Source organism: Nostoc parmelioides FACHB-3921 (genome assembly GCF_014696625.1).
Lineage (GTDB): Bacteria > Cyanobacteriota > Cyanobacteriia > Cyanobacteriales > Nostocaceae > Trichormus > Trichormus parmelioides.
Genome location: NZ_JACJQL010000071.1, coordinates 12,345 through 29,080, shown reverse-complemented (window position 1 = coordinate 29,080; position 16,736 = coordinate 12,345). Strand labels below are relative to the sequence as shown.

Here is a 16,736-nt window from a genome sequence, read left to right as displayed (position 1 = left end):
TCAACAATAATTATTTCATCATCATCCGCCTCAAATTCTTCATCCTCAACAATAATTATTTCATCATCATCCGCCTCAAATTCTTCATCCTCAACAATAATTATTTCATCATCATCCGCCTCAAATTCTTCGTCCTCGTCCGTCACTATCGGTAATAAGTTACAAGGCTCAACAGTAATACATCCCCAAGCACTGCACCAACTTGAAACAGTGTAGTGGATAACTTCAGTTACTCTAAAAACTTCCGTTTCCCAGTCTGAATTGAGTTGAATTTTTTCTCCAACAGAAGGGATTCTAGTCACTTCAAAAACTAATGCGCCTTTTCCCTTATCTGTAAAGTTTCTGATAAATTTCTCAATCTGAGAGTTTGACCCTTTTATCTCTATCTTAATTAGGTTCATTTATCTGTAATCAGATGCGAATACTTACTAAAATTTTTATATGATGTTTTATTGGCAATAAATAGCATTTTTACAGTAATATTGAACATCTTTTAATATAAACTGTACTTTTATTATAAAAATAAATTATGTCTATGCTATACCGTACAAATACGCTATAGTACATATTAGTTAAGTATTTTAACCAAAATTATGCGGTCAAATAAATTAAAAAGTCTAAACTGCAATCAGCTTCTAAATAAGCTGTTTCAGTTATAAACTCTACAAAGTAATCTTTAAATTCGTCATCCTTCAAAGAAACAGTTGAAGGTGAGCTAGGAAGCAAATAACATATATATCTTCGTATTAGTTATGTCAGACCAAAAGCCCCCTCAATCAATTAGTATCAGTGGTAGCAGTTTGTCAAATAACCAAATTGGACAGGCTGGGCGAGATCAAACTCAGACCCAACAAATTATACAGAGTTCAACAGCACCGTCTTTAAGTCAAGAAAAGGTACTTGCTTTATTAGCAGACCTGGAAAATCTTATAAAGAATACTAGTATACCTCAGAATCAGCAAGAAAAAGCTCTACGCTATCTAAGTGTTGCAAAAGAAGAGGCACAAACCGAAAATCCTGACAAACAATTTACAGCTGACAGCTTAAAGAAAGTTGCCGGGGTTTTGAAAGAAACAAACGAAACTATAGAAACTGGTCAGAAGATTTGGGGAAAAATACAGCCAATTCTTAAGCAGTTATTACCTTGGTTAGGAGTTGCTAGTAGTTTCTTTTTTTAAATTAATATATTTTGTTATTTTTATATAATTATGACAGAAGATCCCTTGAAACAAAATCTTGATATTACTGGATCTTCAATCCATAATAGTCAAATAGGTCAATCAAGGCGTGATTTAATTCAGAGCCATTCTACCGTTCATAACAATGAAGGTAACGTTACGCATTATTTAGGTAACGTTGTTAATAATGTTGTTAATACAATCTTTCCACCTTTTGAAACAATTAAAGGAGCGTTAATAAACACTTCTAATTGGGTTAGAAGTATGCTACCAGAACCAAAATATTATTATTACAACATTGCACAATTTGATGCCAATTATTTGATGAAAATGGAGCAAATTGAGCAAGAAAGGTTAAAACTAGAAACAATAGATTTTACCCATCGCGCTGATACAGCAAAAAAACTGATTCAGCTTCAAAACGAAGAGCTTCAACTTCAAAACGAAAGATTTTTATGGGAAAAGTCAGTTGTTGAAAAAAATTTAAGACTGATACAAGAGTCCCAAGTTAATGCTCTTGAAGAGAGACGTAAAGAGCTTCAAATACAATCAGATATGCAGTACTTACGTCTTCAAGCTACTAGAGGAGACATTGTTGAACTTTTATCTCAAGAAAGCGGTAAATTTGTCATAATTCCATCACCTCCAGAGATTTTAAGCGAGGTGCAGGCTTTCCAATCTCTAAAAGTAGAGATTCCCCATAACTTACAAGACACAATCAACAAATATTATTCCTCTGAAACAACAAAACCTTGCATTGGCTATAGAAATATATTTGATGAGTATATTAACGATACTCAGGCATCGGTTGTTGGAACATTTTTGTTACCAATCCCAACTCTTATTTTCCATAGCAAAGTTGCTCATCAATATGTATACATGTCGATAACTTTGACTAGTCCAGAATTTACCCAAATTGAAAATAAATTTTTAATAAATTATAAGCCAAATATTTGCAATATTCCTTTACCACGTTGGAATTGGGCAGAAGTTAATAAAGAACTTCAATTACAAGGGTTAGCTCCTGGAGAAAGTTATCAAAAAATATTAGATTTGATTACAACAATTCATACAGTAGTAGCAATCTATTTTTCTGACCTCTATTGTTTAAACTTAAATCCTTATCATAATCTTAAATTATTTCAATTTATAGATGACTCCAAATTTTCAGAAGCTTTGCAAACATGGGTTGAACCTTTCCAAAATTATTTGTTAGAAGCTCAGAGTAAGATTCAAGAAGAACTAAAAAATATTCGTCAATTACAGATAGAACAAACAAGACAATACTATAGTGGTAGTAATTATATTAACTTTGCTCAGGTAATAGGCTGTATCATTGGAATAATGTTTCTGTTTGCTATGTGTAACCAACAATCATCACAGGTAAATACTGTTGATACAGGCGAACAGCATTTTGTAGAAAATCAACAAGATAAATCTGGAGTAATTCAAGTACCTTATCCTGATATTGATACAGCTAACTTACGCATTGCTCCAAATGAAGAAAGCAAAGTAGTTGGCATATTAAAAAACGGCACTATTGTAAATTTGCTGGAGGTTACCAGTGATGGACAATGGCAAAAAGTTACAACTCAAGATGGAATGTCTGGGTGGGTGTGGGCTAAATTCGTCCAATAAGGGAAACTGCGTAAGAAATGTATTTAATTCCTAGTTAGCAACGAGGTTACTGGGAAGAGACCGTGCTAATGTGACTTACAACGTAAAAGGATTTGAGGCGGAATACCAGCCATCCAGAAATTAAGTTAACGCTTGGCATCTTTCCTTAAACAGGCAGATACATAGAACTGCTATCGTTGGGTCTAGCGTGCAGATATCTACTGGTAGTCGAAACATTAGCATGACCCAAAGTCTGCTGCACCAACCCAATATTCGCCCCGCGTTCTAAAGAATGTGTAGCATGGGCATGACGCAACCAGTGGGGTGACACCTTAGCATCCAATCCTGCCCGTTTCGCCGCCGCCGCAATTATCTTATTAATAGTCTTGCGGTCGAGATGCCCCTTACCCTTGCGACTGCAAAACATCGGATCACTATCAGCTGCATTCCCCCGCAACTGCATCAAATTATCCCAAACCGACTTGGGCAACAACACGGAGCGCGTTCTATTCCCCTTCCCCAACACCGTTACCTGTCCACTGTCACCTCGCGGTGCTAAATTCTTCCACTTAAGAGCGCACAATTCACTAACTCTTAGCCCAGCCGCGTATAACAACTGCAAAATCCCCCGGTTACGCAGATTCAACTCCATCCCAATTAGGCTTGCCACCTCTGATTCCGTTAACAACCGCTCATTTAAGGTGTCAGGTGTTTTATTCAAACTCATAGCTGCACCAATATTCACCGGAGTCATGCCAATCTTCTGAGCAAACGATAACAGCGACTTGACAGCCGAGAGGTAAGTTTTTTGAGTAACTGGAGCCAACCCCAAGCCATCCAAATGCCCCGCGAAATCGTAGAGGTCTTCTAAGGTAATTGTAGGAACTGGTTTAGCTACAAACGCCAAAAACTTGGTGATGTAAAGACGATAAGCTTCCTGAGAGCGTTGAGATTTCCCATATAACCACATCTCAATTAACTTCGCCTGGGCATCAACCGGGGCTAACTTGGCTAATTGTTTACGTTCTTCGGTATGGACAAGGGCAACTGGGGACATAAACGCAGAGTTACACGCGACAAAACGTGAATTGTGTCTCTTTCATTCTCCCACAGTCAGCGATCGCAGAATGTGGGCATTCTATTCAATCTTGCCAGGCAAGCTCCAAACACGCATTATGTCACACAACTTATAAATATATAATTTGGTGTACATAACATATGTGTGACACACAGTAATAACAGTACTAGGGGTAGTGTTACGGAAGCGATACCGTTGGCGAATTCCCCACCAGGGTGATAGGACTTGGTTGAAAATTTTCACCTCACCTATATGGATATCAAGTTGTCATCAGTAGAGGATTAAAGTGCGGACTCAACTCCTGCTGGAGTTACTCTACTGAAGCCTGGAATCCTCCCAAATAGGGGTAGTGTTACGGAAGCTACGTCTAGGGGCAAACTAAACTGTCTAGTTTAAAATTGAGGAATTTTTCTAGTACGAACACTTGAAAAAGTACCGAATTTACAATTGGAGTTGCTACTTTAACCAATTTGAACCCGAAAAGCTTGGTTAGCAGAAGCAATAAAAGCCCGATTGCCAGGGTCAAGTTCCGACTCTACGCAAAGGCGGAACTTCAAACACGGTTAAAGCGATCGCCTACATATCGCTATCTCAAGATATCATAAAATACTGAAACGCTTATTATGTAAGCCTTACATAACACTTCACCCCGTCGTTTCACTCATATCCGCCTCTAGATTTAGAAACTAAACAGTTTAGTTTGCCCCTGGCCGCAGCTTCCGTAACACTACCCCAAATATTGGGTTTCTCCAGAACGAATCGCACTTGCGCTTATCTCGGCTCTATGCCAACACACTCCCCTAAACCCTAGATACGTCCGAATTTTCTTAATTCCACAGGCAGAACATATAGTCCTGGTTCAGCGTCAGTTTCAGGCAGAAGCTCACGACTGCTCTTAACACCTTGGCTTTCACAGAGCGTTGCAAAAGCTTGGAGACTTTCTAATCTAGCTAGGAGTTCGCTGAGAGCATCTAGATATTCCGCTACTGCTATCTGTTGATGCGTCCAATACTTGCCATACTGCTCAGGAGCATAGGTCATTTGAAATATTAGCTCTGCATCCTCCTTCTTTTGCTGTATTTTTCCATTGGAGAGAAGTCTGTCGATTCGAGAGATACGGACAATTCGTTCAACACGCTCAATGCTAATATCCTCCTCGAAATGAGTTGTTGAAAAACGGTAAGCAGTCGCCAGTTGAGGGCGTTCATTATCTATAAGCGCAGAAGCCCAATCCATTGCTATATTACGGAAGCGTGGAACTTCAAAATCGAGAATCTGTTTGGCATCAACAATCTGCCCACTATCCAAGAGCAGGTAAGTTTCTACGGCAATCGCCGCCGCCCAACCTTGAATTGCAATATCGGTCATCAACATAATTTGTGCATCTAGGGTTGGCTTTACTCGATGCGTTTGGTCAGCCATTACTCTCCGAACACGAGAAGCCACTCTGAGCGCGTTTTGGATAGGGGTATCAGGATATCGAATTCTGTCTTGAATCTCAGCCTGTAGACTTGCCATCTCTTGAATAAGGACTGTTCTGTGTAGTTCCGAAATAGCTTGTCCTAGACGTTGTTGCTCCTGTACGCTATTTTCAACTAGAAGCTGAATGTAAGCAAGCTGACCAGATAAGCTATCCAAACGCTCTTCAATCCGATTGAAGCCAGCTTCCATAGTTTTCTGCATAGTATCCAGAGCGGTCTGAATTTGGGTCAATTTATAGTTAATGTAAACAAACCCAGCTACACTAACTCCAAGATTCAGAATGCCAGCTATAGAAGCAACCTGGGATATCTGCATCGGTACACCCTGCCCACTTCCCTGAATGGCAAAAAGACCTCCTCCTAAAATAGGAGCCGAGGGTTGGTTCATTAAGAGGTTAGTAACCTCCAATGACTCAAACAGATGCCCTACAATCCGATCGGTTTTCGTCTCACGAATAGTGCCCCCAATTCTCTTCAGTGAGCCGTCTTGCAAACCTTGAACAATGACTGAAAATTGATTGCATCCTTGGATGTGGCTAATATATCTTTCAATATTATGATCACCTATATTTTCAAATCCCTCAGTTGTAGAAGATAATCCAGTTTGTAATTGGTTCATCGATTGAGGAATATTTCGAGAGGCTAGAATCAGGTTAACTGCTCCTCCTGCAAAGTTTACAAAAGTTTTATACCCCTGAATTCCTTGTGATTCTTTTCTGATAATATTTGGTTCATTTTTTGGAAGATAAAATCGCTCACCAGTATGTCTATATCCAGAAACCATAAGTGGTAAAGTAGGTATTGGATCGTTCCCATATTCAAATCGATAATGGGCTACCCTGAATGAATTCTTAAACGTCTGATCGCCAACACGAGGTGCACCGTAAGTATAGACTGCTTGAACTCTAGATCTGAATTCGGGAAGGGAGTTGAGGCGATAAGCTGTCAATACTGCTAATGCTCCTCCCAAACTATGCCCAGTTAATAAAATTTTCCAGTCTTTCTCGTCAAAACTATCTTTAATCAAGTACTGAAGATCCACCAAGAAATCTTTCCATCCTTCGTGGACTGTTTTAGAAAAGCCAGTGTGAACTCTACTTCCGCTTCCATCTTGCACACAAAACTCTGAATTAGGCGAAAATTGAAGATTTTTTTTCCAATCTTCAGTATTATTTGTTCCTCTGAATGCAACGATAATATAGTCTTTGTAACATCCTAAAAAACCTACTATGCTCCATTGAAAAGCGGCACTATAGTGAAAGAATTTGACCGCTAATATTCCAGCCTTCTCTCTTATTTCATTAGCGTCAAGACTATTAGAATACGTCAAGTAAGATGCCTGAGCAAGAATCATAGATAGTTCCAATTGCTCAGGTGAAAGAGGAAAAGAGTTCATTTCAAGTACCTTGTATCTCTGATTTAACGGCTGTAAACAGGCGTATTTTCATAGGCGCTACTAGATAATCGAGGAGAAACCTCAACTTTTCCGGAGACTTTTGGTAGCTCTCGAAAAGCATCAAGCCTGCCCATTTGATTTACATCTGCCCCAAACCCAGGGACAGGTTGAGTCAGTTCAATTTTTACAAAGTAGATGTCATACTCCGATTCCTCTGTTTCTTGAAGCGCGTTCTCGCCAGAGAACTTTTTTTTGAGTGCAGACTGAGAAAAATCAGTTTGAGAGCCTATCCAAAGGGCTTCTGTCGCTCGATATAGTTCTTCTACTTCGCTTGGTGCAACTCGACCCTTGTTCAAGGACTGGATAATACTTTGATGCTTTGCATTTATGCCCAGTACTAGAATTTTTGGGGGAGAGGAAACTACTGGCGGATATTCTTTGGGTACATAGTTATCTTTCTCAGAGTTCCTTTGATTCAGCAAGTAAAGAATCAACCCGATACCTGTAAACACAAAGGCAGCAAGCAGAATAAATGTGAACCCTGTTAGATCTAGATTCATAATGGATTTCACCTTTTCCTGGACATAGTTTCCAAACTTGTTCTTCTTCGCGCTCTTCCAAGGCCCCCAAGACTCTTCTAAGTAACTCCACTCATTATAGATGTCCTTGACGATCGCATCTGTTTTCGATGCGTTGGCAAATCTTTGGATAGAGCTAATCTGTTCAGAATTAAGATCGAGTTTGTTTCCCCACAACTGTATTGAGAGATTTAGAACATCCTTTATCTGAAAATTGCCTTCATGATTGCGAGGAAGTGAATCTTTGGTGTCTTCTAGTTTCTTTTCTAGTTCAGCGAATACTTTTTGAAAAGCTTTTAGGGATATCATTTTTCTTCAACAACGTGTGAGGTACGAGATTCTTCTGTTAGTTTCTGCCAAATTTTTGTAGCTTCAGCTTTCTGCTGTTCAATTTCATTCCAACGCTGAAGTTCGGCTTCAAAGTTGTCCTCAATGATCTTTTTCTGTTGTTGAAGCTCATGTTCTGCCAAACTAATCACTTCATCGACAGATTTATCAAATACATTACTTGCAAAGTTTAGACGCTCAATAATCCAAGCAGAGAGAATATCCCATAATTTATCTTTTCCCTGTGCAATTCCCTCTGCCCATTGCTGAGCCATTTTATTTGCATTCGGAAGCTTCAACTCACAATAAGCAACATCTCCCATAACATCCTTCACGACAGTTTTAGTCTTCTCCTGCTTAAAACAACTTCCTTCTGTATAGGTTTGAGTAACATTCTCCTTGCCAACAACCTCTTGTTCTTTACTTGTGTTCTGTCCTATAGATAATGGAATTTCAAAAAATTTTTCGGGTAGAGTTGGCAAATTTTGAGATGCATTTTGCTTAAAAGCTGCCATGATTGCCTGATCAAGCTTTAACAAAGGAAGTTGCTGAATGCAGAGAGTTCCTAGTGCCTTTTCCTGTTCATCAATTAACCCTTGTAGAGCAGCTTCAATTTTTTTCGCTTGTGTCTGGAGAATAAACTCAGCTCTAGTTGATAATGCATCTCGCATGACCTGGTAAAGTCTTCGGACAGCAAGCTCATCCACTTCAAGTCCTTTTACTCCCTGTCTATCGTCCTCACGAGCACGTTTGAATAAATCATCATTTGGTACAGGTGTAAAATTAGCGGTTCTACGACTAGCGGAGTCATATGCATCACCGATTCTCTCAATCAGTACAGGCGTAGTTACTTCATCTAAAGCTTCTTTCAGTAAATACACTTCTTTATTAGCATTCAGAGCGTCGCGTACAGGACTGATTAAATTTTGGGCTAGATCACCTTCTACTACATCAACAGCCTCAAAAAGGGTTTGAAACCCTCTACGACCTTTCTCTTTAGCTTGTTGTGCTAAACGACTACGAATAGTTAGATCATTCTTTTTGAGAGCATCAATGTTTTCTGCTATATAAGTAAGAAATTCTTGACGAAGATTTTGAATATTTTGGTTTAACCAGTGACGGCTTTCAGCAATTCTTTTTAATTCTGCATCAACCGCTTCCTTAGTCTCAATCTTTCTGATGTCTGCTAAAGTATCAAACGCCCTTGCTAAAGCATCATAGCTATCAAGGATCTCCACTAATGCAGGCAGGATTACAAGTTCTGAAAACGATTCTTGAACACGAGTTTGCAGTTGATTCCAAAGATGTCTTCCCCCGCTCCAATTAAGAGCATACTCAAGAATCTGCCGCATTTTTTCATCGCTAATATACTCACCTTCGCGAATATCTTCTCCAAGCTGGAAAAACCAAAGTCTCAAATTCCGGTCTTGATCCGTTTGTTGCTGAATTAATGCTGCACAATCTATGAGCATTTCTTTTAGCAATTTCAAGCGTGTGGCTTGATCAACCAAGGATGCAACATCAGAAGCGGCTGTTCCCCAAGCACATTGCGCATAGTAGAGAAGCCGAGCACTGAAGGGTATCACTTCTGGAGGTTGTTCTAAGGAAAGTACTTGCTGAATCTCACCACGTAGCTGTCTAATCCGATCTGCAATAGGAATATCATCGCTTCCTCGCAGATCTACTCGATTGAGAATAAAGAGCATTGAATCAGTCCGCCCCTGAAGATACTGAACAACTCTTTTTAGCTCTTCTAGTAGACGCTTTCTATGCTCATCATCTACCTGAGCATAATCTAGGGCAACAATGCTGAAGGCTTTAGGAATCTGTTCCTGAATTACAGCAAGATTGGCTCGATCCTGTACAGATTTAAGCCCTGGTAAGTCAATTAATTCAACTTCAACCCCCTCCGGAAGACCCAGCAAGGTTAGATCTACTGCGGGAAGGATTGAACCGAAGACCTTTACCTGGGGAGCCATGCATTCCTTGTTTTTCCGAATGGTGTGGTAAGTTTTCATCACACCATAAATTTGCTTATAAAGTTCTTCATCCCGCGATTCGAGCCGTTCACCTGTAAACCACTCCGCTCCTTCTGTAACATTAACAACAAGCTTGTTTTCATGTGAATGATGAAATGTCAATACTCCTCCGCTCATCTCACCAGCTTCTATAGGGGCTATCCTCCGACCAATTAAGGCATTAACGATTGTTGATTTACCAGAGGATGTTGTACCAAGAGTTGCAATACATAGACGTGGATTAGCTAACCTAGCTACAGCTTCCTCATGTGCTCGACGAAACGACTCAAGCTGTGACTTTATCTCTGGATTATGGAAAATGTCTGGATAGGATACTTCTAGGTGGTTGATAGCATCACCAAGCTCTCTCAAGAGATTACGAGCGTTATCTAGTTTTATCGCAACACTAGTGTTCATTGATACCTCAATTTTCTAACCGAACCAAACGCCAATCTTCTGCTCGAACGCTTCACAGATTTTTTCTAGATAACATCCATATTGGGGTATTATACGGCGAAAATAGAAGGTTTGTGTTACCAGGTGCAGCCTCGTAAAGTTTTGTAAAAATAAGCCATTTTTTGGGCTTAATTGATAATAAATACAAATGATAACTTTGCCTAATTGGGAGGGGCGGAAGATAATACTTCCCCTCGACCTAACTGCTAACCTAGTTCGTCTCATTTTAGGCAATGTTTTTCAGTTTCGACACGGAGCGATAATACTTTGAAACAGAAACTTCAAGGTACTCCAAGCTCCGTTTTAGGCAAAGTTATTTTACTGTCTATGCGCTAGAAAAACCATTTGTGCAACTTATCTTTTCGTGAGCGCGGTTAAATCCCGTATCAATCTCTGTAACTGTTGCTGTATAAAGTTTATAGCTATAGGTTGCCCCTCGTTGCATGAACCTTCTATTTACGCCAAAACAGGGGATTAAAAAGCTGAAATCCATATAATATAAACTTTTTCAGCTTCTTTAAACCTAAGTCTTTAATAAGCAGAGTTACTGCCGCTTTCTTCCATATCACTATGCAGCCCATATTCTTCCGGGCTAAGATCATATTGTTTTAGAAAATCCTCTGTAATCATCTTAGATGCCCGTACAGTTTTTTCTAAAGCACGCAGTTTGTTATAAGCTGGACTATCCTGCATTTCAGGACTATGGTTTTTTAAAGCAGCTAAAGATTTGCTTTCCGCATCAGTCATTCCTTGACTTTCAAAGTAGGTTGTTGCAGAGCTTCTAACACCATGAGGATTTGCCCTAACCCCCAAATGGCTCCAAATAATATTTTCATAAAGCCCTCGTAATGACTTAACACTAAATGGTTCACCATTTGATTGTGTAAAAACATAGTCATGTTTTGGCTGGAATATATCTCTAAATCCAGATAACTGGTTGGTTTCAAAGTCAACATATCCACACCAATTAAACTGCTGTACACGATAACGGCTTTTCTGTCTTGTATGAGCACGGGAAGGCCAATTCTGCCAAGTTTCTGAATAATCTTCTCGACCATAAAGCCATGCTTGCAATTCAGGATTGTATATCTTAGGAATTCTGTAAGAGTTTGCTTGATCAGTTTTTGTTTGTGTCTCATCTAAATCAACAATCCACTCAAAAGCTTTACCCTTGGGGTGATGAGGCACATTTCCTTTTTCATCATTTGCATCAGCAGGGTCTAGGTAATAAAGTTTTGTATAAGTGTTGTAATAAGCCTTGTAACGTTTACATTTAGAATCCCAAGGAGCTTCCTCATACTCGCCAGTTTTCCAATTAATCCAGTAAAGTTTTAAGGTGTCATGCACTCTCAATTGCCGCACAACATGTTGGCGATCTGGAGCAATGATACGAAAGAACATCATAATTAAGTATCGTTGAAAATCCTTAGCAACAGCCGTTTGTGGTCTCAATCTACCAAGATTAACGTTCCATTTTTCATGCCGTTGAAGCCGTGGAGAGCATAACGACAACAGCACCTTAAGCAACTGTCCCAATTCTTGCCAAGATGGATTACGCTTAATAGAATTTACAGGATTTGGTTTACTTCGACAATTTTCTTCTTCAGTACGCATTTTCCGAAGTTCCATAATTACAGGAATATCTGTGTAATTAGGATACATAACTGAATCTGTAATTTCTCGATAGAGAAATTTTGCCAAATTCATAGTTGCATGATAAAACTTCAAAATATAATTAGTACTAATTCTGTAGCCATCTGATTTATTGAATGGATTGTGCTGATATTTAAGCCATTTAATATAATCATTAAGAAAACTACGGACTGATTTAGCGACTTCTTGAGACTCTAATTTTCTCAGTTCTTTTACTTCTTCTCTTTGGATAATGCTATTGAATTTTCTAATTTCCTCTACGGCATTTTGGTTCTGATGTAGTGCTTTTCCTAATCGTAAACCTAAATCAAAACTGAGTGAGGCATTTTGAGCTTTCAATTCAAATTGAAGTTCTGCTAATAATTGCTGAATTTCTAAATTAGATGATTGAGCCTGGAACATCTCATCTTTAGCTATCACCATATTCAATGGATCTGTCCGGATATCAATAACTGATACTAGGTCTTCAAGTTGAAGCATATTCAAGGATTTAGGAGGATATTTTTTATGTAGTTCCTCAATCCAAACTGGTGGTTGAGCATCAACTAGCAACCAATCAGATTCATAACATGGATTTTTCTCATGCTTAGCATGAGCATGTTCTCGCATCTGATGATAATAGGCCAACTTATCAAGTGCTAACCAACCTAAAATTTGCAAGATAAATTTAATACAAAGACTGTAAGTCATTTCCTCTACACATCCGGGAATAGGGCGTTGATTGCTGTAGTGAGGATCAATCCAAAAAGCTTCAAACTCTCTCAACTGGTCTTGTACAGTCTGAGATAATTGCTCAATTTTCACTCTGTAACTAACCAATAAGTGACGATTAGTAATCGGATACTTTTGTTTATTACCTCGATTATGTCGCCGACTTGAACCAGTATAAGTTACAGGAATTGACCAATCCTGAGATTGCTTAGGTTTGATTAATCCTTGTTCTTGACACCAAATTAAAAAATGTCGAAGATAAGATTTAAATACACTACGAACATTTTGATTAGCATTAAGACTAACAAAAACCTTTTCTTGCCAACTTAAAACCCTCTCCAAATCACTGAATTCTTCAATTTTTAGTTTGCTGGACAGATCTAATCCTTTTTTATTTTGCTGTCGTGTTAAAGGTTGATTTGGAAAAACATGAAAATCAAGATTAAGTCCAGAGTAAGGAAGAAGATATCGAACAATTGCAGTTTTTACAGACTTCATTCTTGAAGGAAATTCTTGTATGTATCGTTCATAAGCATCTTTAATAGTTGTAATCTTTGCTACATTTTTCATACTGTTATTTCATATACTTGTATTATTATAAAACACATGTATAAAAAAGCAAGTATCGTCGTCATAACCCAGCAATAATGCTTGATATTTTCAAATGATTAAAAGCTAAAAACCTTATACAGTAAGAATTTCAATTTTAAACCTATATAATTTTATATAACAGAACCTTACACTTTCCTACACGATTTCAACCTGAATCAGAGCAAGGATTCTCAAATTTACAAGCTATTTTCAGCCCTAATTTTAAAAAATAGAAAATACAATCCTAAAGTACTATTTTTTACAATATTAATGACAGTACTAAGTAATAATGCGTTAGTCAAGGAAGGTATGTTTTATCAATAGATTCGACGTAATACTAACCTCAAAGTCTAAAAAGAGTGTCAATAGTCCGAAAAATTTTGTGTTTTTTTCATAATAGTAAAATACGAGCGCATAGGCGAAAATTTTTTATTAGCTTATAGATGATAACTATGATGATGTTGAGGAATTGAAAGCAGCTATCGAATGAACCCCAATGCCTAATTAAAACTACTATTAAAAATAAAACTATTCAATTTCTGTTTCTAGCTTTATACTGTTTAATTATTAATGTCTGTCTGGATTTATCCAGTATGGTGTTGAGCCGAGATGTGACCTAAAACCTACAAGACAACATGAAAAAGCTTGACTTTCCGTATTTTTAAAACCAGGACGGGTTGAGAAACCATCTTGCTAAAAATCACACTAATTTAAGTTCAATACCCAAACGCTCTGCTATATCCAGAATAGATTTGTTAGCTTCCAGCCATTCCTGTGCTTCCTGTTGTAACATCAGCGACGAAGATTTCAACATTAAAAGTCGCTTAACCAGTTGTTCTAGTTCTATCCGCTCCTGGGGCAGCAATGACAAATGTTCTGTATCACAGAACATTTTTACCCAGTGACGTGCCTGAGTATTGGCTTGCAGTCTTAAGCGAATTGCTTGGCGGTAGTTTTCTGAGTTGAATGTCTCGTCTTCAGGTAGGCTATCCTGTTGTCTTACTGAGATGGGCAACGAACTTATTTGGTTGGCATACTCCGGTATAGAAACTGGTATAGACAGTTCGCTTTCTAAAAAACATTCGCTGGCTAAAGTCATAGCAGAAATACTATCAGCTTTAATATCAACAAGGTTTTTTGCATTTGAAATATCTGATTTAGCAAGACTTTTATCATTTAATAAGTTTTGCTTATTGTCATCGAACGACTCGCTTGGGAAAAACAGACATTGGTTTTGCTTATGATTACTAAGATTTGAATTTTGTAAATTTTTAGAGATCAGATATGAAAAATCAGAACTGGGATTTGAAAAATTACAGCTGGTCGAAAATTCAAGAATTTGATCATCATCAGCCTTAGCGTTGCCGCCAGCAACGGCTAAGGCTGATGACGCACAAGAACAAACCTTCATATATGGAGGGGGTGTGTAATTTTTTAAAGGCTGCTGCTGTGTTGCTTGTAACGACTTGGTTTCCGGCTGTGCATCTTCTAACCAAGGGTCTGCTATTTGGGGGTATTTTTCGGAGAAAAAAATGGCTGTGTTGCTCTCATCACAAGCGTTTACAGGCTGTTCTTCTTGCCTTGGGTTTTGGTGGTCGGGATGCCATAAGGATAAGTAGAGTTGCTTGTATAAGGTTGTCTGGCTAATTCCTTTACCGTACTGTGCCTTGGATGCGGCGATGATGGACTCTACGCGATCGCTTGTCCGTTCTGGAAATGTTAGAGTTTGTTGTAAATGTGCCACAATTGAGCGAATGCGCTCTAATGTTTCCTGTTGTCGCTGCTGATTGGGATGCAATTCGATGACTTTGTTTTCATTCACTGTCCCAAATTGTTCTTTGTAGCTATTTACCCGTTGTGGGTAGCTGGCATAGGGAGTGTAATATCTTTCACAACTTTGGGCCCATTCTCTGGCTCGTTGCTCAATTTCATGTTGGTGGTTACACCATTTCTCGTATCCTCGGCAATTACGAGATGTGATCACTATATAATCTACTAGTGCTTCTCCACTGAGATGGCGAAACACCACACCTAGACATCCCATGTTTTTAAGCAATTCGTTTGTCTGTCCTGGACCTGTCCAGCCTTCAGCAGTACGTTCTTCTAACTCATGCTGCCATTGCTTGGCGGTGCTACCTTGACGAGATGGGAATTTGATAACTTTGTTGCTTTTAGCTTGAGCGATCGCTTGCGCTAATGCTTCGTAATCTTGCCCACCTGCTGACCAGTCGGCGGCATTGAGCAGGTCTTCAATATTATTTGACCACAGTTCTAGGCTGTCATCGAGTAAATAGGAGCCTGCCTGCAATGGTAAACGGTGGGCGTTAAAGTTGCTGGGTTTGCCTTTGCTATATGCCTTGCAATTGGGAAAAATCTCTAACTCCCCACCTCTAATTTTGAAACCTGCCTCTTCTAAGGCTCGCTGAACAGCGTGGGCTAGGCTGTAGGAATGTTGATTCTCTTCTAAGAAATAATATATATGCAGTCCGCCCCGCTCACTTGATTGTATGGGGACTGGTCGGCATAAACCAATTTCTTCTAAGCAGTCTAGTACCTGCCGATATTTTAGTTGGCTGCTGATGGGGTGTAGGCTGCTGATTCGGTCAACATCCAGTAGCAGGTAATTGGTTTCTTTCCCAAATCGCAGACCTATTAAAACATCAGGGTCTAAGTATTGTTGCCACAGATTTCGCGGTTCCAAGGGATAGCGAGTTTCAGTCCGCCAATTTGGGCGCTCGCCACTGTTGGGGGTGGGTGCGTAGATGAAGCCCCAACCATGATGAAAATAATCTAGAAACCTTTGCCCTAATGGATCTGATGGTAAAAGGGTAGGTTGTGCTGCTGTGTTTTTGGCTTGCGCCATTGTTCTATCCTCCGATGATGATTGCGTTCATCGGGGCTACCCACTGGTAGTGGCGAAAGTAACAGTGCTAATACCAAGTGCTATGCAAATTTTAGATTTGGCTTCCAGCAGTTTATCTATTAAAAACTCTGCAATTGTTAGCCTCGAACTCTTATATTTACGTGTTTTATTAATGTATCAATTAGAAAATCATCCAAACTGAACATAAATCGAGTAAAAAAGAGTTTTTCTCCTCTAATTGCTGATAGTGTCATTTATTACAAATGTTTTGACTTGGTTACAGCACTTTCCACTTTGCTTTTATCGCGCAGACATTGCTAGACTAAGATTGCTTTAAAATAGGCGGTTGGTTGCCTGGGAGCTAAACGTATGTCTGGCTGATGGGTAGCTAGCCGATTTCTTGTGTTAATTTTTAAAACTGTTAAATCTGTTTGTGTAATGCTTAAAATCAACATCTAAAGGTTTAAGCAGGCAGAAATAAACCCTTGGTGTCATATTAGGGAAAAAGAAAGCTGCTTTTGACTCTGAAAATTCAATATTCACGACATTCTCCTCATTTACGAGGCATCCAGCCGTAAAATCATCCCTAGTTATTTGCCTTCAAGTAGCTATTGTCACACCTGCTTCAAATCTCAAGTAGGGAGAAATTGTAGTGCTAGATGCCTTTTTTACAATTTGTCCAAAAAAAAGGCATATTATTCCGTCCCTTATGTGCTAATATTGCAAACAAGGGTCGAGTCGTGACGAGTCATTTTGAATCGTAATGATTCACAAGTTTTCGTTAGCTCT

9 protein-coding genes are annotated in these 16,736 nt (G+C 38.9%); 2 read left to right on the top strand and 7 right to left on the bottom strand.

Going from position 1 to position 16,736, the window contains the following annotated elements; all coding sequences use genetic code 11:
* Window positions 1-401 (bottom strand): hypothetical protein (locus tag H6G14_RS27565; protein ID WP_190571465.1); only part of this gene is annotated, 401 nt, incomplete at its 3' end.
* A gap of 351 nt (window positions 402-752) precedes the next feature.
* Between H6G14_RS27565 and H6G14_RS27560 the strand changes: the two genes are divergently transcribed.
* Window positions 753-1,178, top strand: a complete 426-nt coding sequence (locus H6G14_RS27560) for a hypothetical protein (RefSeq protein ID WP_190571463.1) — start codon at window positions 753-755, stop codon at window positions 1,176-1,178.
* Between the two features lie 30 nt (window positions 1,179-1,208).
* Window positions 1,209-2,816: an SH3 domain-containing protein gene (locus H6G14_RS27555; RefSeq protein ID WP_190571461.1), complete on the top strand. Its 1,608-nt coding sequence runs from the start codon at window positions 1,209-1,211 to the stop codon at window positions 2,814-2,816.
* A gap of 145 nt (window positions 2,817-2,961) precedes the next feature.
* Here H6G14_RS27555 and H6G14_RS27550 read toward each other — a convergent pair whose 3' ends face one another.
* From H6G14_RS27550 to H6G14_RS27525, 6 genes are all read right to left on the bottom strand, one after another.
* The gene (locus H6G14_RS27550; RefSeq protein ID WP_199326306.1) at window positions 2,962-3,852 is read right to left on the bottom strand and encodes a tyrosine-type recombinase/integrase; all 891 of its coding nucleotides are present in this window, start codon (window positions 3,850-3,852) and stop codon (window positions 2,962-2,964) included.
* A gap of 828 nt (window positions 3,853-4,680) precedes the next feature.
* Entirely contained in the window at window positions 4,681-6,750 is a 2,070-nt protein-coding gene (locus H6G14_RS27545; RefSeq protein ID WP_190571460.1) for a lipase family protein, read from the bottom strand.
* Window positions 6,751-6,773: 23 nt separating this feature from the next.
* Window positions 6,774-7,637 (bottom strand): hypothetical protein, encoded by an 864-nt coding sequence (locus tag H6G14_RS27540; RefSeq protein WP_190571458.1) that lies wholly within the window; start codon window positions 7,635-7,637, stop codon window positions 6,774-6,776.
* Window positions 7,634-10,090: a dynamin family protein gene (locus tag H6G14_RS27535; protein WP_190571456.1), complete on the bottom strand. Its 2,457-nt coding sequence runs from the start codon at window positions 10,088-10,090 to the stop codon at window positions 7,634-7,636. Before H6G14_RS27535 ends, H6G14_RS27540 begins: the two co-directional genes overlap by 4 nt.
* Before the next feature lie 570 nt (window positions 10,091-10,660).
* Entirely contained in the window at window positions 10,661-13,063 is a 2,403-nt protein-coding gene (locus H6G14_RS27530; RefSeq protein WP_190571454.1) for a hypothetical protein, read from the bottom strand.
* Between the two features lie 721 nt (window positions 13,064-13,784).
* Entirely contained in the window at window positions 13,785-15,947 is a 2,163-nt protein-coding gene (locus H6G14_RS27525) for a bifunctional DNA primase/polymerase (protein WP_190571452.1), read from the bottom strand.
* Window positions 15,948-16,736 lie beyond the last annotated feature (789 nt).

Excerpts from the sequence above, each read along its gene's own strand:
- H6G14_RS27560 (WP_190571463.1), top strand. The coding sequence starts at position 753 with ATGTCAGACCAAAAGCCCCCTCAATCAATTAGTATCAGTGGTAGCAGT.
- H6G14_RS27555 (WP_190571461.1), top strand. The coding sequence starts at position 1,209 with ATGACAGAAGATCCCTTGAAACAAAATCTTGATATTACTGGATCTTCA.
- H6G14_RS27550 (WP_199326306.1), bottom strand. The coding sequence starts at position 3,852 with ATGTCCCCAGTTGCCCTTGTCCATACCGAAGAACGTAAACAATTAGCC.
- H6G14_RS27545 (WP_190571460.1), bottom strand. The coding sequence starts at position 6,750 with ATGAACTCTTTTCCTCTTTCACCTGAGCAATTGGAACTATCTATGATT.
- H6G14_RS27540 (WP_190571458.1), bottom strand. The coding sequence starts at position 7,637 with ATGATATCCCTAAAAGCTTTTCAAAAAGTATTCGCTGAACTAGAAAAG.
- H6G14_RS27535 (WP_190571456.1), bottom strand. The coding sequence starts at position 10,090 with ATGAACACTAGTGTTGCGATAAAACTAGATAACGCTCGTAATCTCTTG.
- H6G14_RS27530 (WP_190571454.1), bottom strand. The coding sequence starts at position 13,063 with ATGAAAAATGTAGCAAAGATTACAACTATTAAAGATGCTTATGAACGA.
- H6G14_RS27525 (WP_190571452.1), bottom strand. The coding sequence starts at position 15,947 with ATGGCGCAAGCCAAAAACACAGCAGCACAACCTACCCTTTTACCATCA.